The sequence below is a fragment of the Paraburkholderia caffeinitolerans genome (assembly GCF_902859945.1).
GTDB classification, from domain to species: Bacteria; Pseudomonadota; Gammaproteobacteria; order Burkholderiales; family Burkholderiaceae; genus Paraburkholderia; species Paraburkholderia caffeinitolerans.
Window position 1 is genome coordinate 1 of the sequence record NZ_CADIKL010000008.1, and the last position, 19,441, is coordinate 19,441.

Consider the following 19,441-nt stretch of genomic DNA (forward strand, 5'->3'; position numbering starts at 1 on the left):
TCGTCGGTGACCGAGCTGATGAAATCGGGCGATACCTCGGTGCCGTAGCTTTCGGCCAGAAAGGCCTGAATCTCGCGCACACTCATGCCGCGCGCGTACATCGCGATGATGCGCTCGTCGAAGCCGGTGAAGCGGCGTTCGTGTTTGGGAATCAGGATGGGTTCGAAGCTGCCGTCACGGTCGCGGGGTACCTCCACGCGCACGGGGCCGCGATCCGTGATGACGGTCTTGCCACTGGCGCCGTTGCGCTCGTTGGCTTGCCCGGCTGGTTTGGACTGGCCCGGCGGATAGCCCAAATGCCGGTTCATCTCGGCGCCCATCGCGCGTTCGATGACCGCCTTGTTGAACGCCAGCATCAGATCCTGCACCTGGGCTGGCGTCATCGGCCCCTTGACCAGTTCGTCCAGCAGCGCCTTGGGCAGTTCAGGCAGCGGCCCTCGGGCCGCTGCCTGAGACGCCACCGTACGTTTCTTCTTCATCGGCATATCCATGATTTTTACCTCTCATGATATGCCTCGCCCACAAAATGCCGGATAGGTCCCAGGCGCAGGGCGACGAGAAGAAATGATCGCAAGCACGACACGCCCGTCGAAATCCGTCAGCCACTTCTGCTGCAATTGGAACCATGCAACGGCCGACACTAGCGCCCGATACCCACCAACCTGAAGCATTTTCCCCATGCCACCCCATCCCGAATCACCTTCCCCCCTCGACCATCTGCTAACCGAGCCTTGGCGCTTCGAGTTCTTCAACGCGGTACATATGCTCGAACGCTGGTTCGTCGAACACGGCGGGGCACGGCAACGCGATGTGCTCGCTTACCGGATTACATTTCGAACAACGTTATCGACAGCATTTCCGCCCAGCGAGATTAAGCAGATTGTTTCGTATAACGTCGATGGCGAACGTCTGACAGAAAAGCCACAGCACACGGCCTCAGAGGTATTCCGCATCGATCTCTCGCCAGCCTTCTTTGGCCTGCTCGGCAGCCAAGGCGCACTGCCCCTGCGCTATACCGAGCAGATCGCGGACCAGGAGCACACGAACCACGACCACTCCGGACGAGCGTTTCTCGACATCTTCTCGAACCGGGCAACAGCCTGGTTTTACGCCGCATGGAAGAAGTACCGGCTGCCATACCACTACGAACTCGACCGGAACGCGCGCTATCTGCCGATTCTGCAGTCGCTGGCCGGCATTGCCGACGCCAGCACGCAACAGGCTCTGCATCAGCAACCCGGCGCGCTTATCAGCGACGCGGTGGCCGGACATGGCGCCGTGGCGCGCCATCGCGCCGTCTCCGCGTATTACCTCCAGCGCACGCTATCCGATTACTTCGATGTGCGGATACGTATCGAACAGTTTGTCGGCCATATGTACGATGTCCCGCCCAGGCAGCAGTCGAAACTTGGGCAGGGCAACATCGTCCTTGGCACAAACGCATTGGCAGGCGAGCGGATCTGGCTGCGCAACCTGCGCGTGCGTCTGGTCATCGGGCCACTGACAGCAGCACAGTACGACAAACTCCTCCCAGGCTCCGAGCGTGCGCTTGCGCTTGCCCGCATGCTGTACCTGCTAGCGGGCATGACGCTCGAATATGAAGTCTGCCTCGTACTCCGTCGCGACGGCGTGAACCCGGTTGAACTCGGCAGCAATGGCCGGCTCGGCTTCAATGCCTTCCTCTCGACGCGTCCCTCCGACATCGATCGTCCTGATATGTCCTGGCGGCTGCGCAGAGCACCTGCGCAATCATCTACCTGATTTACCCGCACACCATCATCAGCATGAATTCCCACCCATTCATCAAATAAACTTCATCAATACCAAAGCTACCGCTAATCTAGCCCCACTCCTCCAATGGCTAGCGAAGCGATGGCTGAACTCTATCTGATCAGGCACGGCCAGGCGTCACTCGGCGCGGACAATTACGACTGCCTCTCAGCGGCGGGCGAGCAGCAAGGTCTCTGGCTTGGCGAGCATTTCGTGCGCGATGATGTCCGGTTCGACCACATCGTGACGGGCACGCTGCGCCGCCACGCGCAAACGCTCGACGCGATCCGCCACGCACTGCCCACCCTTCCCGCGCGGTGCGAAATCCATCCCGGTCTGGACGAATACGATTTTTACGCGCTCTTTGCCGCGCTGCCCGACGAGCATCGCCACCTTGCCGATGCCGTCAAGCGCGGTTCGCGCGAGTTCTTCAAGGCCTTGCGCCAAGTGCTGCGCTTGTGGACCGAAGGCACGCTCGTCGAGCGCGCGCCCGAAACGTGGAGCGCATTTCAGCAGCGCGTTGCCAACGCCCGGGCCGCCATTCAGCAAAGCGGCGCGCAGCGCGTACTGGTGGTCACCTCGGGCGGCGTGATTGGCGCATTCGTTCAGCAGATCCTGCAAGCCCCTGCTGCAACGGCCATCGCGCTGAACATGCAAATCCTCAATAGCAGCGTGACGCATTGCTACTTCAACCGCGAGGCGCTGCAACTGTCGAGCTTCAACGGCCTCGCCCATCTCGACGATCCGCAGCGCCACGCGTTTCGAACCTACGGCTAGGCCGTCCACCAGGCATACAAGTACACGTCCGGCATTGAACGATATGACCAGTGAACTCTCCAGCCCGTCGCTCGACCTCGGCCGGCTCACGCCCTACCTGGAGCAGCATCTCGCGGGCTTTCGCGGCCCCGCGCGCGCCACGAAATTCCCGGGCGGCCAGTCCAACCCCACCTGGCTGATCGAAGCGCCAAGCGGCAGTTACGTGCTGCGCCGCCAGCCGCCAGGACAGTTGCTCAAATCCGCGCACGCCGTCGACCGCGAATTTCGCGTGCTGAGCGCGCTGGCCGACACGCCGGTTCCCGTCGCGCGCGTCTGGCATCTCTGCGAAGACCGCGACGTCCTCGGCAGCCTGTTCTATCTGATGAGCTACGAGGATGGGCGCATTTTCTGGAACCCCGCGCTGTCCGAAGTCGATCGAGATGCACGGCGCGACTATTACTCCGCGATCGTCACGACGCTCGCCGCGCTGCACGATGTCGATCCCGAACGCGTGGGCTTGAGCGATTACGGTCGCCCGGGCAATTATTTCCAGCGTCAGATCGAACTCTGGACCAAGCAATACCGCGCCGCCGAAACAGAGCGCATCGCGCCCATGGAGGCGCTGATCGAGTGGCTGCCCGCGCATTGCCCGGCCGACACGCAGCGCCCGACGCTTGTGCACGGCGACTTCCGCATCGACAACCTGATCTTCGATCACGATGCGCCGCGCGTGCGCGCCATACTCGACTGGGAGCTTTCGACGCTCGGCAATCCGCTCGCGGATCTTGCGTACTTCTGCATGTGTCTGCGCCTGCCGTCGAAGGGGCATATCACAGGGCTGCGCGGACAAGACCGTGCCGCACTGGGTATTCCCGAAGAAGAAGAAATGATTGCGCAGTACTGCAAACTACGTGGCCTGCCAGGCATCGCCAACTGGAACTTCTATCTGGCGTTCAGCTTCTTTCGCCTCGCCTCGATTGCCCAGGGCGTGAAAGCGCGCGCGCTGCAAGGCAATGCGTCGAACGCGAACGCACACGAAGTGGGCAGCATGGTCGAACCGCTCGCGACTCTCGCGGCGGAACTGATTGCATGACGCCTCACCCGCGTCCGGACACTCACACCGAATCAAGGAGACGAGATTGACCACGAACCTGTTTGACCTCTCGGGCCGGATCGCGCTCGTGACCGGCGCGAGCCGCGGCATCGGCGAAGCCATTGCAAGGCTGCTGGCCGAGCAAGGCGCCCATGTGATCGTGTCGAGCCGCAAGCTCGAAGATTGCGAAACCGTTGCCGCGAGCATTCGCGAGAACGGCCACAGCGCCGAAGCCCTCGCCTGCCACGTCGGCCGCATGGAGGACATCACCGCCACGTTTGCCCATATCCGCGAGCAGCACGGGCGGCTCGACATTCTCGTCAACAACGCGGCGGCGAATCCGTATTTCGGCCATATCCTCGATACCGATCTGGCTGCCTACAACAAGACCGTCGAAGTGAATGTGCGCGGCTATTTCTTCATGTCGGTGGAAGCCGGCAAGATGATGAAGGCACAGGGCCGCGGCACCATCGTGAATACCGCTTCGGTCAATGCGCTGCAGCCCGGCGACCGTCAAGGCATTTACTCGATCACGAAAGCGGCCGTCGTCAACATGACCCGCGCGTTCGCCAAGGAATGCGGCCCGCTCGGCATTCGCGTGAATGCACTGCTGCCCGGTCTCACGAAGACGAAGTTCGCGGGCGCGCTGTTCGAGAACAAGGACATCCATGACCGCTGGATGAGCGAAATCCCGCTGCGCCGCCACGCCGAGCCAGAAGACATGGCTGGCACCGTGCTCTATCTCGTGTCCGACGCGGCGAGCTATACGAACGGCGAGTGCATCGTCGTCGATGGCGGACTGACGATCTAAGGCGAACATACCCTCGGAGTCGATACATCATGAATTTCGGTTATAGCCCCAAGGTCGAAGACCTGATCCGCCGCGTGCGCAACTTCATGGACGAGCATATCGTGCCGCGCCAGCGCCAATGGCACGAAGAAGTGCACGCAGGCCACTACCCGGTTTCGTTCATGGAAGATCTCAAGGCCCTCGCCAAAGCCGAGGGTCTGTGGAATCTGTTCCTCCCGCATTTGCACGACGACGAACCCGGCACGCGCCTCACGAACCTCGAATATGCGCCGCTCGCCGAAATCATGGGACGCGTTTCGTGGGCGCCCGAAGTCTTCAATTGCAATGCGCCCGATACCGGCAACATGGAATTGCTCCATATGTTCGCAACGCCGGCGCAGCGCGAGCAGTGGCTCGAGCCGCTGCTGGAGGGCAAGATTCGCTCGGCGTTCGCCATGACGGAGCCGGACGTGCCCTCCTCCGATGCAACCAACATCACGACGTCGATCCGCCGCGACGGCGACGACTACGTGATCAACGGCCGCAAATGGTTCATCACGAACGCGGCGCATCCGAACTGCAAGATTTTCATCGTGATGGGCAAGACCGATCCCGATGCCGAAACTCACCGCCAGCAAAGCATGATTCTCGTGCCGGCGGGAACGCCCGGCGTGAAGATCGTGCGCAATATCACGGTCATGAACCATGTCTCGCCGGAAGGCCATTGCGAGATCACGTTCACCAATGTGCGCGTGCCTGCATCGAACCTGCTCGGCGAGGAAGGCAGCGGCTTCGCGCTCGCGCAGGCGCGTCTCGGACCGGGGCGCATTCACCACTGCATGCGCTCGATCGGCGCGGCGGAACTCGCGCTCGAACTGATGATCGAGCGCGCACAGGAGCGCAAGACCTTCGGCAAGTATCTGCATCAGCATGGCACGGTGGGCGAATGGATCGCGAAGTCGCGCATCGAAATCGATCAGGCCCGGCTGCTCGTGCTCAAAGCTGCGTGGCTGATCGACGAGGTGGGCGCGAAATCGGCGCGTAAGGAGATCTCGATGATCAAGGCGCTGGTTCCGCAGGTTCATACCGCTGTTTGCGACCGCGCGATGCAGGTGTTCGGCGCCATGGGTGTGAGCCCCGACACGCCGCTGGCCGATCACTGGACCTGGGGGCGCGCGCTGCGTTACGCCGACGGCCCCGACGAAGTCCACCTCCAGGCCATTGCGAAAATGGAGCTTGCGCGCGGCAAGGAACGGCTCGGCACCATGGCGGCCTACCTGAACGCACCGTTGCGCGACTGATCCCTCGCGCAGCGCAGTCCAGCGACAAGGGACGAACGCATCGTCACGGCGCCTCTCGTTTATGATGAAGGCAAACGGAGACTGTGAGATGCGTTCCCCCAAACTGGATCTGAATCTGTTCGTCGTATTCGAATCGATCTACGAGAAGCGCAATCTGACTCGCGCAGCCGAGGCGCTCTTCATCACGCAGCCCGCGGTCAGCAATGCGCTGGCCCGCATGCGCAAGGCGTTCGACGACCCGCTTTTCGTGAGCACATCGGCCGGCATGGTGCCCACGCCCCTCACCGAGAACATCATTGGCCGCGTGCGCGAAGCGCTGCAACTGCTCGAAGCAAGCGCGACCGAAGGCGATGTGTTCGTGCCCGCCACTTCGGAGCGAACCTTCCGCCTGAGCATGCCCGACTTGAGCGAGGCCATGTTGCTGCCCGCGCTGGGCGAAGTCCTCCAGCAACAGGCGCCCGGCATGAGCATCGAATGCTATTTCACGCCGCGCAGCGAGATGTCCACCGCGCTGGCCACCGGCAAGATCGACTTTGCGATCGACGTGCCGCTCGTCGACGACCCGCAACTGCATCAAGCGCCGCTCGGCAACGACCACTATGCGTGCATGCTGCGTCACGACCACCCGTTCGCGGGCGATACGCTGACCATGGACGATTACCTTGCGCTCGGCCATATCCAGGTGTCGAGCCGCCGCCAGGGAAGCGGCTTCGTCGACGCGGAGCTGAAGAAGCTCGGCGGGCAGCGGCGCATCCAGATGCGCGTGCAGCACTACATGGTCGCGCCGCTCGTGGCGCTGCGCACCGATCTCGCGCTAACCGCGCCGGTCGAACTGTTGCAACGGCACGATGCACGCATTTTCGAGCTGCCGTTCGAGCTTCCCGATCTGGAATGGCATCTGTACTGGCATCGCAGCAGCGAGCAGGACCAGGCCAGTCTGTGGCTGCGCGCCCGGATTCTCGAACTCATGCGCGGTTGAGCGGCGCGCCCAAACCCGCCCGGAATTACCGGCGAATCACCGCCTTGTAGGTGAATTTGTCGGGGCGGAAATACATTTCGGCGTAAAACAGCGGCGTGTTATTGATGTCGTGCGGCACAAATGTGATCCGCAATAGCGGCATTCCAGGGTCGACATCGAGCATGCGACTCCGCTCATCCCCGGCCAAAACGGCACTGGTCTCGATGTGGGTGCTTTCCAGCCGGTAGCCAAGTTCTGTCTCCAGCAGGGTCATCGCGTCGGCGGTCTCCAGGTTATGCGCCAGCATCGTGGTGGCCAGATCGGGCGCCATGACAAGCTTCCCGACCACCACCGGCTCGCCGTCCGCCAGGCGAACGGTGGATATCGATGTCAACGGTGTCCCGGCCTTGATCTTGAGGTCATGCGCAAGCAGCTTCGTTGCCTTGATGGCCTTGACCGAAAAGATGCGGCCTTCCGCGGTTTTCCCCCGGGCTCGCATGTGCTCGTAGAAACCCGTCAACATGCCCAGCCGTGGAGCATTCGATGGCCTGGTGACGAAGCTGCCCTTGCCATTGAAGGTCTCCACCAGCCCCTCCGCCTGCAAGGCCGATAGTGCTTGACGCACCGTGATGCGGCTGACGTCGAATCTCGCCTGAAGCTTCGACTCGGAAGGCAGCTTTTGCCCCGAAGCCAGACTGCCTTCAAGAATTTCCTGACGCAATTGCTGTTGAACCTGAGCAAACAAAGGCAAATCGTCTGCGCAATCCGATGATTCGCCCGGGACTGCGGTGCTGGGAGAGGTGAGTTTAAACATGGCGCCGGAACAATCTAAAGGGTTTACCTTCATTCAACCTGTCATAATAGGTAAAGCATAATCGCCCACATCGAACCTATTATGACAGGTCGATGGCCGGCCGACTATTCCGGCCTGCGATAGCCGCAAGGAGATCCGGACGTGACTGCACTACCTTCCTCGGACCACGAAGCCTTGACGGCCAGGCTGCGAGACTTCATTGACAGCCAGGTCATCCCTCGAGAGCAGCTTCTTCAAGCCCACGACACGCACGCCGTCCAGCAAGCAGTACAGGCGTTGCAACGCGAGGCGCTCGCCCTGGGGCTGGGCAGGCCGCGCGGCAATCGCTCAGAAGGCGGTCTGGGCCTGACATGGGAGCAATGCTGCGCCTACCTCGAAACCGCCGGGCGGAGCTTTCTCGGTCCGGCGGTACTGCACTGCGCGCCCCCTATTCAGCCGGACATGTTCGCACTGGAGGCCCTGGCCTCGCCCACCCAAAGGCAGCGTTATCTGGAGCCCCTGAAACACGGACAGCTACGTTCGTGTTTCGCGATGACCGAACCGGCGCCAGGCGCAGGCTCGGATCCGCGCATGCTGAACACGACAGCAAGAAGGCTCGATAGTGGAGACTGGGAAATCAACGGCCACAAGTGGTTCATCACCGGAGCCGCATACGCGCAGTTCGCCATCGTCGTCGCACGCACGGATGCCGGTGTTTCGTGGTTCCTTGTGGACTCCAGAACACCTGGCTTCGAAGTCACGCGCATCATCCCGACCATGGAGCCATTCGATATCGGCGGTCATGGGGAAATTGTTCTGCATAACTGCAGAGTCCCGGAAGATGCGCTGCTTGGCGAAGAGGGCAAAGGTCTGGACCATGCCCAATTGCGGCTCGAAGGCGCCCGCCTGTTCCACTGCATGCGTTATATCGGTCTTGCTTCTCGTGCGATGGATATTGCACAGGAATACGCCAGCCAGCGCGAGTCCTTCGGCGCCCGGCTGGCCGACCACCAGATGGTGCAAGCGATGATCGCCGATGCACACATCCAGCTTTATGCCGCGCGCCTGATGACGCGCGACGTCGCCAGGCGGCTCGATGCGGGGGAATCGATTCGTCATCACTCTTCGATGGCCAAGGTCTTCGTCTCCGAAACCGTCTGCAGCGTGGCCGACTCCGCAGTCCAGATCTGCGGCGCCATGGGGATTTCCGAAGACACCCCCGTTTCGATGATTTTCCGGATGCTCAGGCCGTTCCGCATTTATGACGGCGCATCGGAGGTCCATCGCTCCGCCATCGCCAGGCGCGCGCTGCACCAGCGCCTTTCCGCCTGACTTTCCCGCACCGCCACCATGAACGACTCCAACGACCTCGCCTTGTTCAGGCAACGAATCAAAGAATTTGTCCGCGACGCGCTGCCGCCGGATATCCGCATCACCAGCCAGCGAGGCCAGCAGCTATCGCGGGCGCAGATGGTGCAATGGCACGAAATCCTTTGCAGGCAGAGCGTGCTGGTGCCCCATTGGCCGGCTGAATGGGGTGGCCAGGACTGGACCGTCCAGCAGCAAATGATTTTCGACGAGGAGATGGCGTTGGGGCACGCGCCCGAGCTCAACAGCGTCACCTTCGACATGCTGGGGCCGGTCTTGATCCGCTATGGCACGCAGGAGCAAAAGCAGCGCTTTCTGCCGGCCATCGCTTCGGGGCATCAGTGGTGGTGCCAGGGTTATTCGGAACCCAATGCCGGTTCCGATCTGGCATCGCTCGCGACCCAGGCACGCCGCGAAGGCGATCACTATGTGGTCAACGGCTCGAAAATCTGGACCTCCTATGCGCAATACGCAGACTGGATGTTCTGTCTCGTGCGGACCGACCGGGCCGCGAAACCGCAAGAAGGCATCTCATTCCTGCTGATCGATATGAAGACGCCCGGCATCACGGTGCGTCCCATCGTCGGCATCCACGGCTGGGTGGTGTTCAACGAGGTGTTCCTCGACAACGTCCGCGTGCCCTGCGAGATGCTGGTGGGCGAAGAAAACCGCGGCTGGACCATTGCGAAATCGCTGCTGGAGTTCGAGCGGCTCAAGCTCGCCCGCATCGGCGAAAACAAACGGCGCATGAGCCGCGCCCGCGAGGCCGCCCTGACACGCACGCAGATGGGCAAGCCGGTCTGTCAGCAAGCGTGGTTCCGCGAACGCTTTGCCGACCTCGAATCGCGCCTGATCGCACTCGAAGCCAATGCCGCACGCTTCATCAAGCGGCAACAGGACGGCGAAATCCTGGGCGCGGAAGTGTCGATGCTCAAGATGCGCGGCAGCCGCCTCATCCAGCTCTGGGAAGCGCTCACCGTCGACGCGCTCGGCGCCGAAGCACACGGGCTCGATCCGAACTGGCTGGAGGCTCGTCCCGACGCCACGGAACGCGACGCATTGGCCGGCACGGCGTCGTCGCGCCGCTTCCTCGCTCGCGGCTACACCATTGCCGGCGGTTCGAGCGAAATCCAGCACAACATCCTCGCAAAGCAGGCACTCGGACTATGAGCACCGCACACACAGATGAACGGCAAATGATCGCCGACAGCGTCCGCCGCTGGAGCAATCAGGCCTGTACGCAACCCCTGCGCGCAGCGTCCTCCGCGCATGGCTCGGGTTGCCCTGATGCGCGCTGGGAAATGCTGGCCGAGATGGGCTGGACCGCGTTCCCGATTCCAGAAGACGACCAGGGCCTTGGTGGCCGTTTCGAAGACATTTGCCTGATCGCCGAAGAACTGGGGCGCGGGCTGCTGATCGAGCCGTTCGTCGCCAGCGCGGTGATGGCAAGCCATCTGATGATCGCCGCCGCACAGGAGCCGCTGCGCTCCGAGTGGCTGCCCGCGATGGCCGCCGGCGAGCGGCGCCTTGCTTTCGCGGCATGGGAACCCGGCTGCGAAGGCGCGGTGTTCAACCCGCAAGTGACGGCCAGAAGCCAGAGCGGCCAGTGGTTGCTCACCGGCGCCAAAGGGCGCAGCCCGGGTCTCGAGGGCGCGGACGGCGTGCTGCTGACCGCCACGCTCGATAACCAGGCCGGGTATTGGGGCATTTTTTTGCTCACCCCGGAAACGCCGGGCGCGCGGATTCACAACGAGCGTCTGTACGACGGCAGGCATGCGGCCCGGTTGCAGCTGGAAAACGCAGCGGCTGTATTGGTCCATAGCGCAGGGGCGGACTCGATCCGCGCCATGGTGCAGGCCACTGTGGACCGTGGGCTGATCGCGCACTGCGCGGAAACCGCGGGCACGGCTGCGGCGGCGTTCGACATCACGCACGAGTATCTGCAAATGCGCAAGCAATTCGGGCGAGCGATCAGTAGCAACCAGATCATTCAGCATCGGCTGGTTGATCTGTACGTCGAGATCGAAGAGGTGAAGGCATTGTGGCGGGCAACTGCGGCATCGCCAATGCCGCGAAATGTAGCCGCGCTCGCGATTCGCACATGCGATCTTGCCCGCCATGTCTGGGAAGAAGCGGTCCAGCTTCATGGCGCGATCGGCATGACCGAGGAATACGCACTGGGCGAATACGTGCGCCGCCTGGCACTGGCCAGCTCGCTCCATGGCGCGATGCATGTCCACCAGGAGCGTCTCGCCGGCCTTTCACTTTCAACGCAACCCGGACAATGAACATGGATACGACACTCGCCTCGCCGGCCGCCGTGATCGAGAGCCGCACGGACCACGTCTTGACCTTGACCATCAATGCGCCAAACGTGCGCAACTCGCTTCAGGCGCCTGGCGTGCTGGAAGGGCTGCTGGCCGGTCTGGAAACCTTCGAGCAGGATCCCGACTTGCACGTCGCCATTCTCACCGGGGCCGGCGGCGCGTTTTGCTCCGGCGGCGACCTCAAGCTGCTGGCCGGGAGCAGCGAAGACGAAGTGCACCGGCGCATGACCCGCAACACGTGGCTTTACCGACGCCTCGCGCTTGGCGAAAAACTCGTCATCGCCGCCGTGGATGGCGCCGCTTATGGCGCCGGCCTCGGCCTGGCGCTGGCCTGCGACCTCGTGGTGGCCGGCAAGGACGCGGTGTTTTGCAGCGCCTTTACACGCGTCGGCGCGATGCCGGACGCAGCGTTGTTCTGGTCCTTGCCCGCGCGCGTCGGCGCAACCCATGCGCGGCGCATGATGCTCATGGCCACCGAGGTCCAGGGTGCGAAGGCCGTGGAAATCGGCCTTGCGGACGAATACGTGGCCGACGGTTCCGCACTGCCGGCCGCACTCGCTCTGGCGCAAAAACTTGCCAACGGTCCGCAGCGCGCCTATGGCCGCATCAAGGCCGGGCTTCGCAATGCCCCCATGAATCTCGAAGACGCCCTGGCGTTTCAGCTCGACAACGCTCCCGGGTTGTTTTCCGGCGCGGATTTCCAGGAAGGCGCCCAAGCCTTTTTTGAAAAACGCAAACCGGTGTTCGGCAAGCGCTAAGGAGTCTTGAGATGGCCAACACGTTTCAGCCCCCTATCGACGATCAAGAGGCGCCGTTGCGCGGCATCCGCGTCGTGGAATTCGGGCAGTACATCGCGGCGCCCGCTGCGGGACAGGCACTCGCCGATCTCGGTGCGGATGTCATCAAGATCGAGCCGGACGGCGGCGACGCTGCTCGCCAGATTGGCTGGGTACAGGACGACTGCGGCCCGATGTTCAGCGCCTATAACCGCGGCAAGCGCTCCGTGGTGCTGAATCTGCGCAGCGCGGAGGGGCAACAGCATGCGCACCGCCTGGTCGATCGCGCGGACATCGTCCTGCAAAATGCCCGGCCGGGCAGCCTGGAGCGAATCGGACTCGGCGCGCAGAAGTTGACGGAGCGTTTGCCACGCCTCATCTATGGGCAGGTCAGCGGCTTTGGGCAGACGGGGCCGGCCAGCGTGCGTGCGGGCCTGGACATCGCGGCTCAAGCGGAGAGCGGCATGATGAGCCTGAACGGCGAAGCCGGGCGCGCCCCCGTTCGTATCGGCTTCACCGTCGTCGACGTGCTGACCGCGCAGACGCTGGTGAGCGGCGTGCTCGCTGCCTTGTATCGACGCACGGTTACCGGCCGCGGTTCCTTGATCGAGCTCTCGCTCATCGACGTTGCCGTGACCTCGCTGGCGAACGCATGGGCGGAATATCGCTTGCAGAACGAAGTGCCGATGCGGCGCGGCAACGGACAGCCAATGGCCGCGCCCGCCGCTGAAGTCGTGGCGACCCGCGATGGCCTCGTGGTGGTTTCGGCTTATACCCAGCAGCATTTTCCACGCTTGTGCGCCGCGATCGGCCAGGCGTCGCTCACTAGCGATCCCCGCTTCGCCGATAATTGCTCGCGCGTTCAAAACCGAACAGAACTCCTGACTATTCTCAACGCCGCGTTCAGGCATTTTTCCACCGGGCAAGTCTGCGATCTTCTGACTGACGCCGGCGTTGTCGTTGGGGCGATTCGGACCATGGATCAGATTCACCCCGGACAGAATGGCGTATCCGAGGATTTATTCGTTCCCACGCACACGGCGAAACGCACCGCGATGAACATTCCGGGCCTCAGCCTGCTCAGCGATTATCGCCGGCGATCCGGCAAGCTTCCGCATCTCGGCGAGCACACAGCAGAGGTATTGGCCGAGCTTCAGTGAACACGTTGCCCATAGACATGGAAAGCAGATGAGCACAACTTCAGTTAAGGGCCGCTATCAGTGGTTCATCACCTTGGGCCTGTTTCTCTTCATGGCGGTGAACTTCGCGGATAAAGCGGTCATTGGTCTGGCGGCCGCTCCCATCATGCGGGATCTCAAGCTGTCTCACAGCGAGTTCGGCCGCATTGCAGGAAGTTTCTTTTTGCTGTTTTCAATTTCCGGGCTGATCGGCGGCTTGATCGCCAATCGCGTCAAGACACGCTGGATGCTGATTGGCATGACAGTAATTTGGGCGGTCGCGCAGGCCCCCCTGCTGCTGATGGCCACGCCGGCGACCTTGCTCGTATCGCGCGTCATCCTGGGCGCCGCGGAAGGGCCCGCCTATCCGGTGGCCATGCACTCGCTGTACAAATGGTTCCACGACAAGGATCGAGCGCTGCCATCCACGCTGTTGTCGATGGGCGGAGCGTTCGGAACCGGGGTCGTGGCCCCTGTGGTGATCTGGATCATCGTGACATACGGCTGGCGCTCGGCCTTTCTCGCGGTCACGATCGCGAGCCTGGTCTGGGCCGCCTTCTGGCTGGTGACGGGCAAAGAAGGGCCGCTGGACAATACGAGCGGCGGCCACCACGGTGGCACCGATGCTTCGGCCAGCGCATTGCCGGAACAGATTCCGATGATCCGCCTCGCACTATTGCGCACTTCGCTCGGCTGCTTCGCGGCGGGATTCTCGGCGTACGTGATCTTGACCATCGCGACCATCTGGCTGCCGAGCTACCTCGAGCAGACCGTCGGCTACTCGCCCGCCAGAGTCGGAACGATCGTTGCGCTCCCCGCCATGACGCAAATCGTGCTGACGCCGCTACTCGGCTGGCTGTCTCAACGTCTTCAAAGCCGGGGGCTCTCGACCCGGCTGTCCCGTGGAGTACTGGGTGCTGCGCTGGTGATGAGCGCAGGCCTGTCGCTGGTGCTGGTCACCCGGCTCGACGCCGGCCCCATGTTGATGATTCTTGTGATGTGGACCTTCGGCGTGCCGAGCTTCGCCTTTGTGAGCAGCGTGATGATGATCAGCGAAATCACGCCGCCGCGCCAACGCGGCGGGATGCTGGGCCTGAACAATTGCATCATGACGCTCGCCGGCCTGGTGACCCCCATCGTCATCGGCTATATCATCGACCTTTCTCCCGTCAAGGCTGATGGGTATCGGACCGGACTGATGCTGGCAGGCATTTTTGTCACGCTGGGCGGCCTTCTATCGGCGCTTCTGGTTCAACCCGCGGCTGACCGCGCACGCTTGTGCAAACAAGACGCGGGTGGTGTGTTGTCGGCGGATATGCACTGACCTTCGACCCCGCTCGAAAAAAAGTATTCAATCGTTACCAGGCGGAACCCATCATGCGCACCAGAATCACCGAGCTTTTCAATATTCAACATCCCATCATTCAAGGGGGAATGCACTTTGTCGGATTTGCCGAGCTGGCCTCCGCTGTGTCCAACGCAGGCGGCCTCGGCATCATTACCGGCTTGACCCAGCGAACGCCGGACGACCTCGCGCGCGAAATCGCCCGATGCCGCGAGATGACCGATAAACCATTCGGCGTCAACCTGACCTTCCTGCCAACAGTCAGTTCTCCCGACTACCCCGGATACATCAAGGCCATCGTCGACGGTGGCGTAAGAGTGGTCGAGACGGCTGGCAACAACCCCGAGAAATACCTCCCGGCACTGCATGATGCCGGCGTCAAGGTCATCCACAAATGCACGTCGGTGCGCCATGCGCTAAAGGCTCAGGCCATCGGCTGTGATGCCGTGAGCGTCGACGGCTTCGAGTGCGGCGGTCATCCCGGTGAAGACGACGTGCCCAATTTCATTCTGTTGCCGCGCGCCGCCGACGAATTGAAGATTCCCTTCGTCGCTTCCGGCGGCATGGCCGACGGCCGCTCCCTCGTAGCAGCGCTGGCGCTGGGCGCCGAGGGCATGAATATGGGCACGCGCTTCATCGCGACCCGGGAAGCGCCAGTGCATGAAAAAGTGAAGCAGGCCATTGTGGCGGCCACGGAACTCGATACCCGGCTGATCATGCGCCCGCTGCGCAACACCGAACGCGTACTCCGTAACGAGGCCGTGGACCGCATTGTGGAGAAAGAGCGCGCGCTGGGCAGCGCGATCAAGTTCGACGACATCATCGGCGAAGTGGCCGGCGTCTACCCCAAGATCATGCTCGAGGGTGCGATGGACGCCGGCGCCTGGTCCTGCGGCATGGTGGCCAGACTTGTTCACGACATCCCGTCCGTAAAGGAACTGATCGACCGCATCATGCGCGAGGCCGAAGGCATCATCAGCCAGCGGCTCGCAACAATGATGGGATGATACGGGTCTCTTGATACGGGTCTCTCGATAGCGGGCGCGCCCTGCCCGTTCATAACGTCTGCGCCTGCACGGGCGCACCCAGCTTGCCCTCCACCACCGGCGCCACCACGAGATAGCGGCGCTTATCGCCGGAGGCGCCCATGCCCGGCGTGACCAGTTGACGGATCTGCCCGAGCGCATTGACGATCGCCGAACCCGCCGGGTTCGTCATGAAGTTCGCGAGCACCTGCACGTCGCCACTGCCGTCCGGATGGTCGGCCAGTCCCAGTGCATAGGGCTGTTTCGGCTGCAAGCCGGTCACGGCAGCCTGCAGAACCTGCACGAGCCCCTGTTCGAACAACGCAACCGTGGTGGGCGCGTGCGCGGCGTCCGTGGCCCCGCCCGAAGCCACCGAACCCACCGGCACCAGCACAACGTGCGCGCTCTGCCCCGCGAGGCCCAGCGGTTGCAGGTTCTGCGTGCCATCGCCTTGCGGTACGGCGTCCGGCACATAAGTGACGGCCTGCGGCGCCTGGCCAATCGGCACCGTGGCAATCACGGTGTTCGTGAGCGTGTCGATGGCGGTCATCGCATCGGCGTTTTCCAGGCCGACATAAATGCGGCTGCCGTCGCCCGATGGCCAAAGACCGTGCGGCAGGCTGCCGACCGGAATCGTCGCGACCTGCGAGAAGTCGTCGGTCCGGAACACCTTCACAACATTCAGTCCTCCTACCGTTACATAGGCGAACGTGCCCTTCGCGTTATGCACGATGTTCACGTGATTCGTGATCGGCCCTGTGTCGATGGTCTTGAGCATCGCGAACGGCGGCTTGGCGTCGAACACCTGCACCTTGCCCACATCCTTGAGCGTGAACCAGACCTGCTTGCCGTCCGGCGTGGCGGCAAGATCCGGGCAGAACGGACTGGCCTGCTTGACCGTACCCACGATCTTGTGGTCGGCCACGGAAATCACCTCGGTCTGCGGATTGAATGACGAGCACACATAACCGTACTTCCCGTCGGGCGAGAAAATCTGCATGCCTGGGCCGGCAGGAACGGTGATGCGCGTTTTCTCCTCGTACGTCGTCCCGTCGAGCACCGCGACATAATTCTCACCGCGCACGGTCACCCACACTTCCTTGCCGTCAGGTGTGAAGAACGCCTCGTGCGGCGAGCGGCCTACATAGGTGACGTGCTTGACGGCATTGGTCTGCGTATCGATGAACGAAACCGAGTTCGAGCCGATCGACACCACCGCGATCGTGCGATGGTCCGGCGCGTAGCCCATGCCATGCACGAGCAATTGCCCCTTGTATAACGGGCTGAAATTTCCCGGCGACGGATCGCCGAGGCGAATCAGACCAAGCAGCTTGTTATCGGCCGGGTCGATCACCGAGACCGTGTTCGAGAACTGCTCGGCGGCATATACGCGATCGTGATGACTCACAGGAATGTCGGGGGCGGATAGCAAGCCGGGGGCCTGTCCAGCCCACGCCAATTGCGCGGCTGCCATAGCCGCCGCCGACATTGCGACGGTGCAAAACGATAGGCGTTTCATCACGGTTCCTTCTGTGTGGAATTCGGTGCGGAATTTGGCATGCGCATCTGCATGCCCTGGTGTGGCGACGGATGAAGGTGGACTGCGGGGCTGGAGGCCGGCCCTTGCTGCTGATCGGGCGTGCTTGCCGGAGGCGGCAAGGGTTGCCCGAGCGCGAGGCGCATGGCAACGATTTCCTGCTGTTGCTCGACCACGATCTCTTGTGCAATGCGGCGCAACTGTTCGTTGTGCCCATAGCGCAACTCGGCCTGGGCCATGTCGATGGCGCCTTGATGATGCGGGACCATCATCGCGACGAAATCGCGGTCGACGTCGCCGGTCGGCTTGACGGACATGCCGTCCATCATCCGGGTCATGGCGGCGTCGTTCTCGGCCATGAAGGAGGCTTCGTCGGAGGATACGGTCTGCGAGCCCGCCGCGAATACAGGCGGGCCGCACAGCGCAAGAATGGCAATGCCGGCCGTGAAGGCGCACTGGACTGTTCGCACGATGGTTCTCCCCTGCAAGTCATTGAGTCTCAATGGGGTGAACCAGTCGCGTGCGAGATTATTCCGGGCATGCCGGATATTTCTCTTCGAAAGCAGGAGGGCGTTATTCCGCCAGGTTTGTGTTGGCCGTGCTATCGGCTCGCATCGGCGTGCTCGTCGGGCACGTCCTGGCGCTTGCGCGTGGGTGCAAAAAGCGTGCTGCGCGGAATCCTGACCTGGCGGAACTGCTCCATCTCGCGCTCCTCGGCGAAAACCTGCATCGAAGGTTTGACCAGGTCGTGCCGCGACACCACGCCGAGCAGACGCAAGGTTTTCTCGTCGTCCACGACTGGCACGCGGTCGAGGCCCGTAATGGCAAGCCGCGCCGCCACGTTCCGGCAAGTCTCGCCGGGCAAGGCGATCTCAGGCTGCGTTCTGGCGAAAGCGGAGCCAATAGGCATTTCGCCCTTGCCCGGCGGAATCCGGTCGAGCAGCGTGCGATCCACCATGCCCACCAGCACGCCATTCCTGAGTACGGGGAATGCACGAAACTTCTGGTTCTTGCCGAAATAATCCTCAAGCACGCTGGAAACCGTTGTGCTCGCATCGATCGTCACCACCGTGCGCGTCATCACCTCGTCCACGTAATGGCGTTCGAGCGGGTCGATGCTGTATTCGCGGTAGATGTGATAGCCGCGCCGGGCAATTTTCTCGGTCAGGATCGAGCGGCGCATGAACATGACCGTGAAGCCATAGGCCACGGCGGCTGCAGCGAGCAGCGGCAGCAACGCGTTGGCGTCGCCGGTCAGCTCGAAGGCGAACACCGCGGCCATCACGGGCGCGCGCATCATGCCGCCCAGCGCGGCGGCCATGAAGATGAGCGGCCACAGCGCGGGGTCGTGGCCCGGCATGTACGGCCCCACCAGCGCGCCCACGCCCGCGCCCATCATCAGCAACGGCGCAAGTACGCCGCCCGACGTGCCCGAGGCCAGCGCGATCACCCAGATGATGGCCTTCACCACGACGATGCCGATCACGGCCTGCACGGCAAGGTGATTCTGCAGCAGGTCACCAATCACGTCGTAGCCAACACCGAGCGTGCGCGGCTGAAAATATCCGCCGATGCCCACGGCAATCGCGCCCAATGCGGGCCACCACATCCAGTGAATCGGGAGCTTGCCGAACAGGTCCTCCACCCTGTAAAGCGACGTCGACAACGCCCACGACAGCGCGCCCGCGATCAGCCCGGCAGCGGCCGCCGAAACGATGCCGATCGGGCCGATCGGTATCGTATGCAGCGGAAACAGCGGGCCGCTGCCCAGAAACAGCGGACGCGCGAAGCCCGCCACGGCGCAGGCGATGGCAACCGGCAGGAGGCTGCGGGGCCGCAGCTCGAACAGCAGCAACTCGATGGCAAGCAGCACGGCGGCCACCGGCGTGCCGAACACCGCGGTCATGCCGGCGACGGCGCCCGACACCAGCAGGGCCTTTCTTTCTGCGCTCGACAGATGGAAGAACTGCGCGATGAGCGAGCCGATCGCGCCGCCCGTCATGATGATCGGGCCTTCGGCGCCGAACGGTCCGCCGCTGCCAATCGCGATGGCCGAGGCGAGCGGTTTGAGCACGGCCACCTTCGGCGACATCTTGCTCTTGCCGAACAAAATCGCCTCGATGGCTTCAGGGATACCGTGGCCGCGAACCTGCTCCGAGCCGAAGCGTGCAATCAACCCCACCAGCAGCCCGCCGATCACGGGCGCGGCCACCACGAGCCACCCCAGCGTGTTTTGCGCCGGCGAGTGGTTCTCGGTCGATAAGGTCTGGAAGAAAAACAGGTTCGTGAAGAAGCGGATGAGGTGCAGCAGAAAGTCGGCGGCAACGGTGCTCAGCGCGCCGCCCACCGCAGCGATGGCGCTGATGCGCAGAAGCCGGACATCGGTTGCGAAATCGCCCTTATGCTCGCTGTGCTCGCTCATGA

Annotated in this window: 18 protein-coding genes; 13 read left to right on the top strand and 5 right to left on the bottom strand. The window is 62.8% G+C overall.

Going from position 1 to position 19,441, the window contains the following annotated elements; translation table 11 throughout:
- On the bottom strand, positions 1 to 485 hold a 485-nt coding region (locus tag HV773_RS09865; RefSeq protein ID WP_425496170.1), incomplete at its 3' end, for a transposase.
- Between the two features lie 193 nt (positions 486 to 678).
- Between HV773_RS09865 and tssG the strand changes: the two genes are divergently transcribed.
- From tssG to HV773_RS09895, 6 genes are all read left to right on the top strand, one after another.
- Positions 679 to 1,761 (top strand): type VI secretion system baseplate subunit TssG, encoded by a 1,083-nt coding sequence (gene tssG, locus HV773_RS09870; RefSeq protein WP_175194864.1) that lies wholly within the window; start codon positions 679 to 681, stop codon positions 1,759 to 1,761.
- 111 nt (positions 1,762 to 1,872) lie between these two features.
- A complete protein-coding gene (locus tag HV773_RS09875) occupies positions 1,873 to 2,547 on the top strand; it encodes a histidine phosphatase family protein (protein ID WP_175194866.1) in 675 nt (224 codons plus the stop codon).
- A 43-nt stretch (positions 2,548 to 2,590) separates the two neighbouring features.
- Positions 2,591 to 3,619 (top strand): phosphotransferase, encoded by a 1,029-nt coding sequence (locus HV773_RS09880; protein WP_175194867.1) that lies wholly within the window; start codon positions 2,591 to 2,593, stop codon positions 3,617 to 3,619.
- Positions 3,620 to 3,665: 46 nt separating this feature from the next.
- Complete coding sequence (locus tag HV773_RS09885) at positions 3,666 to 4,430, top strand: SDR family oxidoreductase (RefSeq protein WP_175194869.1); 765 nt, start codon at positions 3,666 to 3,668, stop codon at positions 4,428 to 4,430.
- 29 nt (positions 4,431 to 4,459) lie between these two features.
- A complete protein-coding gene (locus tag HV773_RS09890; protein ID WP_175194870.1) occupies positions 4,460 to 5,710 on the top strand; it encodes an acyl-CoA dehydrogenase family protein in 1,251 nt (416 codons plus the stop codon).
- 88 nt (positions 5,711 to 5,798) lie between these two features.
- Positions 5,799 to 6,689 carry a LysR family transcriptional regulator gene (locus HV773_RS09895; protein ID WP_175194872.1) on the top strand — a complete coding sequence of 297 codons (891 nt, stop codon included), beginning with the start codon at positions 5,799 to 5,801 and terminating at the stop codon, positions 6,687 to 6,689.
- Between the two features lie 25 nt (positions 6,690 to 6,714).
- Here HV773_RS09895 and HV773_RS09900 read toward each other — a convergent pair whose 3' ends face one another.
- On the bottom strand, positions 6,715 to 7,515 hold the full coding sequence (locus tag HV773_RS09900; RefSeq protein ID WP_246282258.1) for a GntR family transcriptional regulator: 801 nt from the start codon (positions 7,513 to 7,515) through the stop codon (positions 6,715 to 6,717).
- 108 nt (positions 7,516 to 7,623) lie between these two features.
- On the opposite strand from HV773_RS09900, the gene HV773_RS09905 reads away from it, so the two are divergent.
- The 7 genes from HV773_RS09905 to HV773_RS09935 are packed head-to-tail and all read left to right on the top strand — an operon-like array spanning position 7,624 to position 15,462.
- Entirely contained in the window at positions 7,624 to 8,793 is a 1,170-nt protein-coding gene (locus HV773_RS09905; RefSeq protein ID WP_175194874.1) for an acyl-CoA dehydrogenase family protein, read from the top strand.
- 18 nt (positions 8,794 to 8,811) lie between these two features.
- Entirely contained in the window at positions 8,812 to 9,999 is a 1,188-nt protein-coding gene (locus HV773_RS09910) for an acyl-CoA dehydrogenase family protein (protein ID WP_175194876.1), read from the top strand.
- Positions 9,996 to 11,117 (top strand): acyl-CoA dehydrogenase family protein, encoded by a 1,122-nt coding sequence (locus HV773_RS09915; RefSeq protein WP_281365265.1) that lies wholly within the window; start codon positions 9,996 to 9,998, stop codon positions 11,115 to 11,117. The genes HV773_RS09910 and HV773_RS09915 overlap by 4 nt, the downstream gene beginning before the upstream one ends.
- A 2-nt stretch (positions 11,118 to 11,119) precedes the next feature.
- On the top strand, positions 11,120 to 11,914 hold the full coding sequence (locus tag HV773_RS09920; protein ID WP_175194880.1) for an enoyl-CoA hydratase/isomerase family protein: 795 nt from the start codon (positions 11,120 to 11,122) through the stop codon (positions 11,912 to 11,914).
- Positions 11,915 to 11,925: 11 nt separating this feature from the next.
- Positions 11,926 to 13,092: a CaiB/BaiF CoA transferase family protein gene (locus HV773_RS09925; protein ID WP_175194882.1), complete on the top strand. Its 1,167-nt coding sequence runs from the start codon at positions 11,926 to 11,928 to the stop codon at positions 13,090 to 13,092.
- Positions 13,093 to 13,120: 28 nt separating this feature from the next.
- On the top strand, positions 13,121 to 14,434 hold the full coding sequence (locus tag HV773_RS09930; RefSeq protein WP_175194884.1) for an MFS transporter: 1,314 nt from the start codon (positions 13,121 to 13,123) through the stop codon (positions 14,432 to 14,434).
- 53 nt (positions 14,435 to 14,487) lie between these two features.
- Entirely contained in the window at positions 14,488 to 15,462 is a 975-nt protein-coding gene (locus HV773_RS09935; protein ID WP_175194886.1) for an NAD(P)H-dependent flavin oxidoreductase, read from the top strand.
- 49 nt (positions 15,463 to 15,511) lie between these two features.
- Here HV773_RS09935 and HV773_RS09940 read toward each other — a convergent pair whose 3' ends face one another.
- From HV773_RS09940 to HV773_RS09950, 3 genes are all read right to left on the bottom strand, one after another.
- Positions 15,512 to 16,999 carry a YncE family protein gene (locus HV773_RS09940; RefSeq protein ID WP_175194888.1) on the bottom strand — a complete coding sequence of 496 codons (1,488 nt, stop codon included), beginning with the start codon at positions 16,997 to 16,999 and terminating at the stop codon, positions 15,512 to 15,514.
- Positions 16,999 to 17,487, bottom strand: a complete 489-nt coding sequence (locus HV773_RS09945; RefSeq protein WP_377731289.1) for a DUF305 domain-containing protein — start codon at positions 17,485 to 17,487, stop codon at positions 16,999 to 17,001. Before HV773_RS09945 ends, HV773_RS09940 begins: the two co-directional genes overlap by 1 nt.
- 131 nt (positions 17,488 to 17,618) lie before the next feature.
- Positions 17,619 to 19,439, bottom strand: a complete 1,821-nt coding sequence (locus tag HV773_RS09950) for a chloride channel protein (protein ID WP_175194889.1) — start codon at positions 19,437 to 19,439, stop codon at positions 17,619 to 17,621.
- Between the last annotated feature and the right edge of the window lie 2 nt (positions 19,440 to 19,441).

Excerpts from the sequence above, each read along its gene's own strand:
- HV773_RS09895 (WP_175194872.1), top strand. The coding sequence starts at position 5,799 with ATGCGTTCCCCCAAACTGGATCTGAATCTGTTCGTCGTATTCGAATCG.
- HV773_RS09930 (WP_175194884.1), top strand. The coding sequence starts at position 13,121 with ATGAGCACAACTTCAGTTAAGGGCCGCTATCAGTGGTTCATCACCTTG.
- HV773_RS09920 (WP_175194880.1), top strand. The coding sequence starts at position 11,120 with ATGGATACGACACTCGCCTCGCCGGCCGCCGTGATCGAGAGCCGCACG.
- HV773_RS09915 (WP_281365265.1), top strand. The coding sequence starts at position 9,996 with ATGAGCACCGCACACACAGATGAACGGCAAATGATCGCCGACAGCGTC.
- HV773_RS09925 (WP_175194882.1), top strand. The coding sequence starts at position 11,926 with ATGGCCAACACGTTTCAGCCCCCTATCGACGATCAAGAGGCGCCGTTG.
- tssG (WP_175194864.1), top strand. The coding sequence starts at position 679 with ATGCCACCCCATCCCGAATCACCTTCCCCCCTCGACCATCTGCTAACC.
- HV773_RS09890 (WP_175194870.1), top strand. The coding sequence starts at position 4,460 with ATGAATTTCGGTTATAGCCCCAAGGTCGAAGACCTGATCCGCCGCGTG.
- HV773_RS09875 (WP_175194866.1), top strand. The coding sequence starts at position 1,873 with ATGGCTGAACTCTATCTGATCAGGCACGGCCAGGCGTCACTCGGCGCG.
- HV773_RS09910 (WP_175194876.1), top strand. The coding sequence starts at position 8,812 with ATGAACGACTCCAACGACCTCGCCTTGTTCAGGCAACGAATCAAAGAA.
- HV773_RS09950 (WP_175194889.1), bottom strand. The coding sequence starts at position 19,439 with ATGAGCGAGCACAGCGAGCATAAGGGCGATTTCGCAACCGATGTCCGG.
- HV773_RS09880 (WP_175194867.1), top strand. The coding sequence starts at position 2,591 with ATGACCAGTGAACTCTCCAGCCCGTCGCTCGACCTCGGCCGGCTCACG.
- HV773_RS09935 (WP_175194886.1), top strand. The coding sequence starts at position 14,488 with ATGCGCACCAGAATCACCGAGCTTTTCAATATTCAACATCCCATCATT.
- HV773_RS09940 (WP_175194888.1), bottom strand. The coding sequence starts at position 16,999 with ATGAAACGCCTATCGTTTTGCACCGTCGCAATGTCGGCGGCGGCTATG.
- HV773_RS09900 (WP_246282258.1), bottom strand. The coding sequence starts at position 7,515 with ATGAAGGTAAACCCTTTAGATTGTTCCGGCGCCATGTTTAAACTCACC.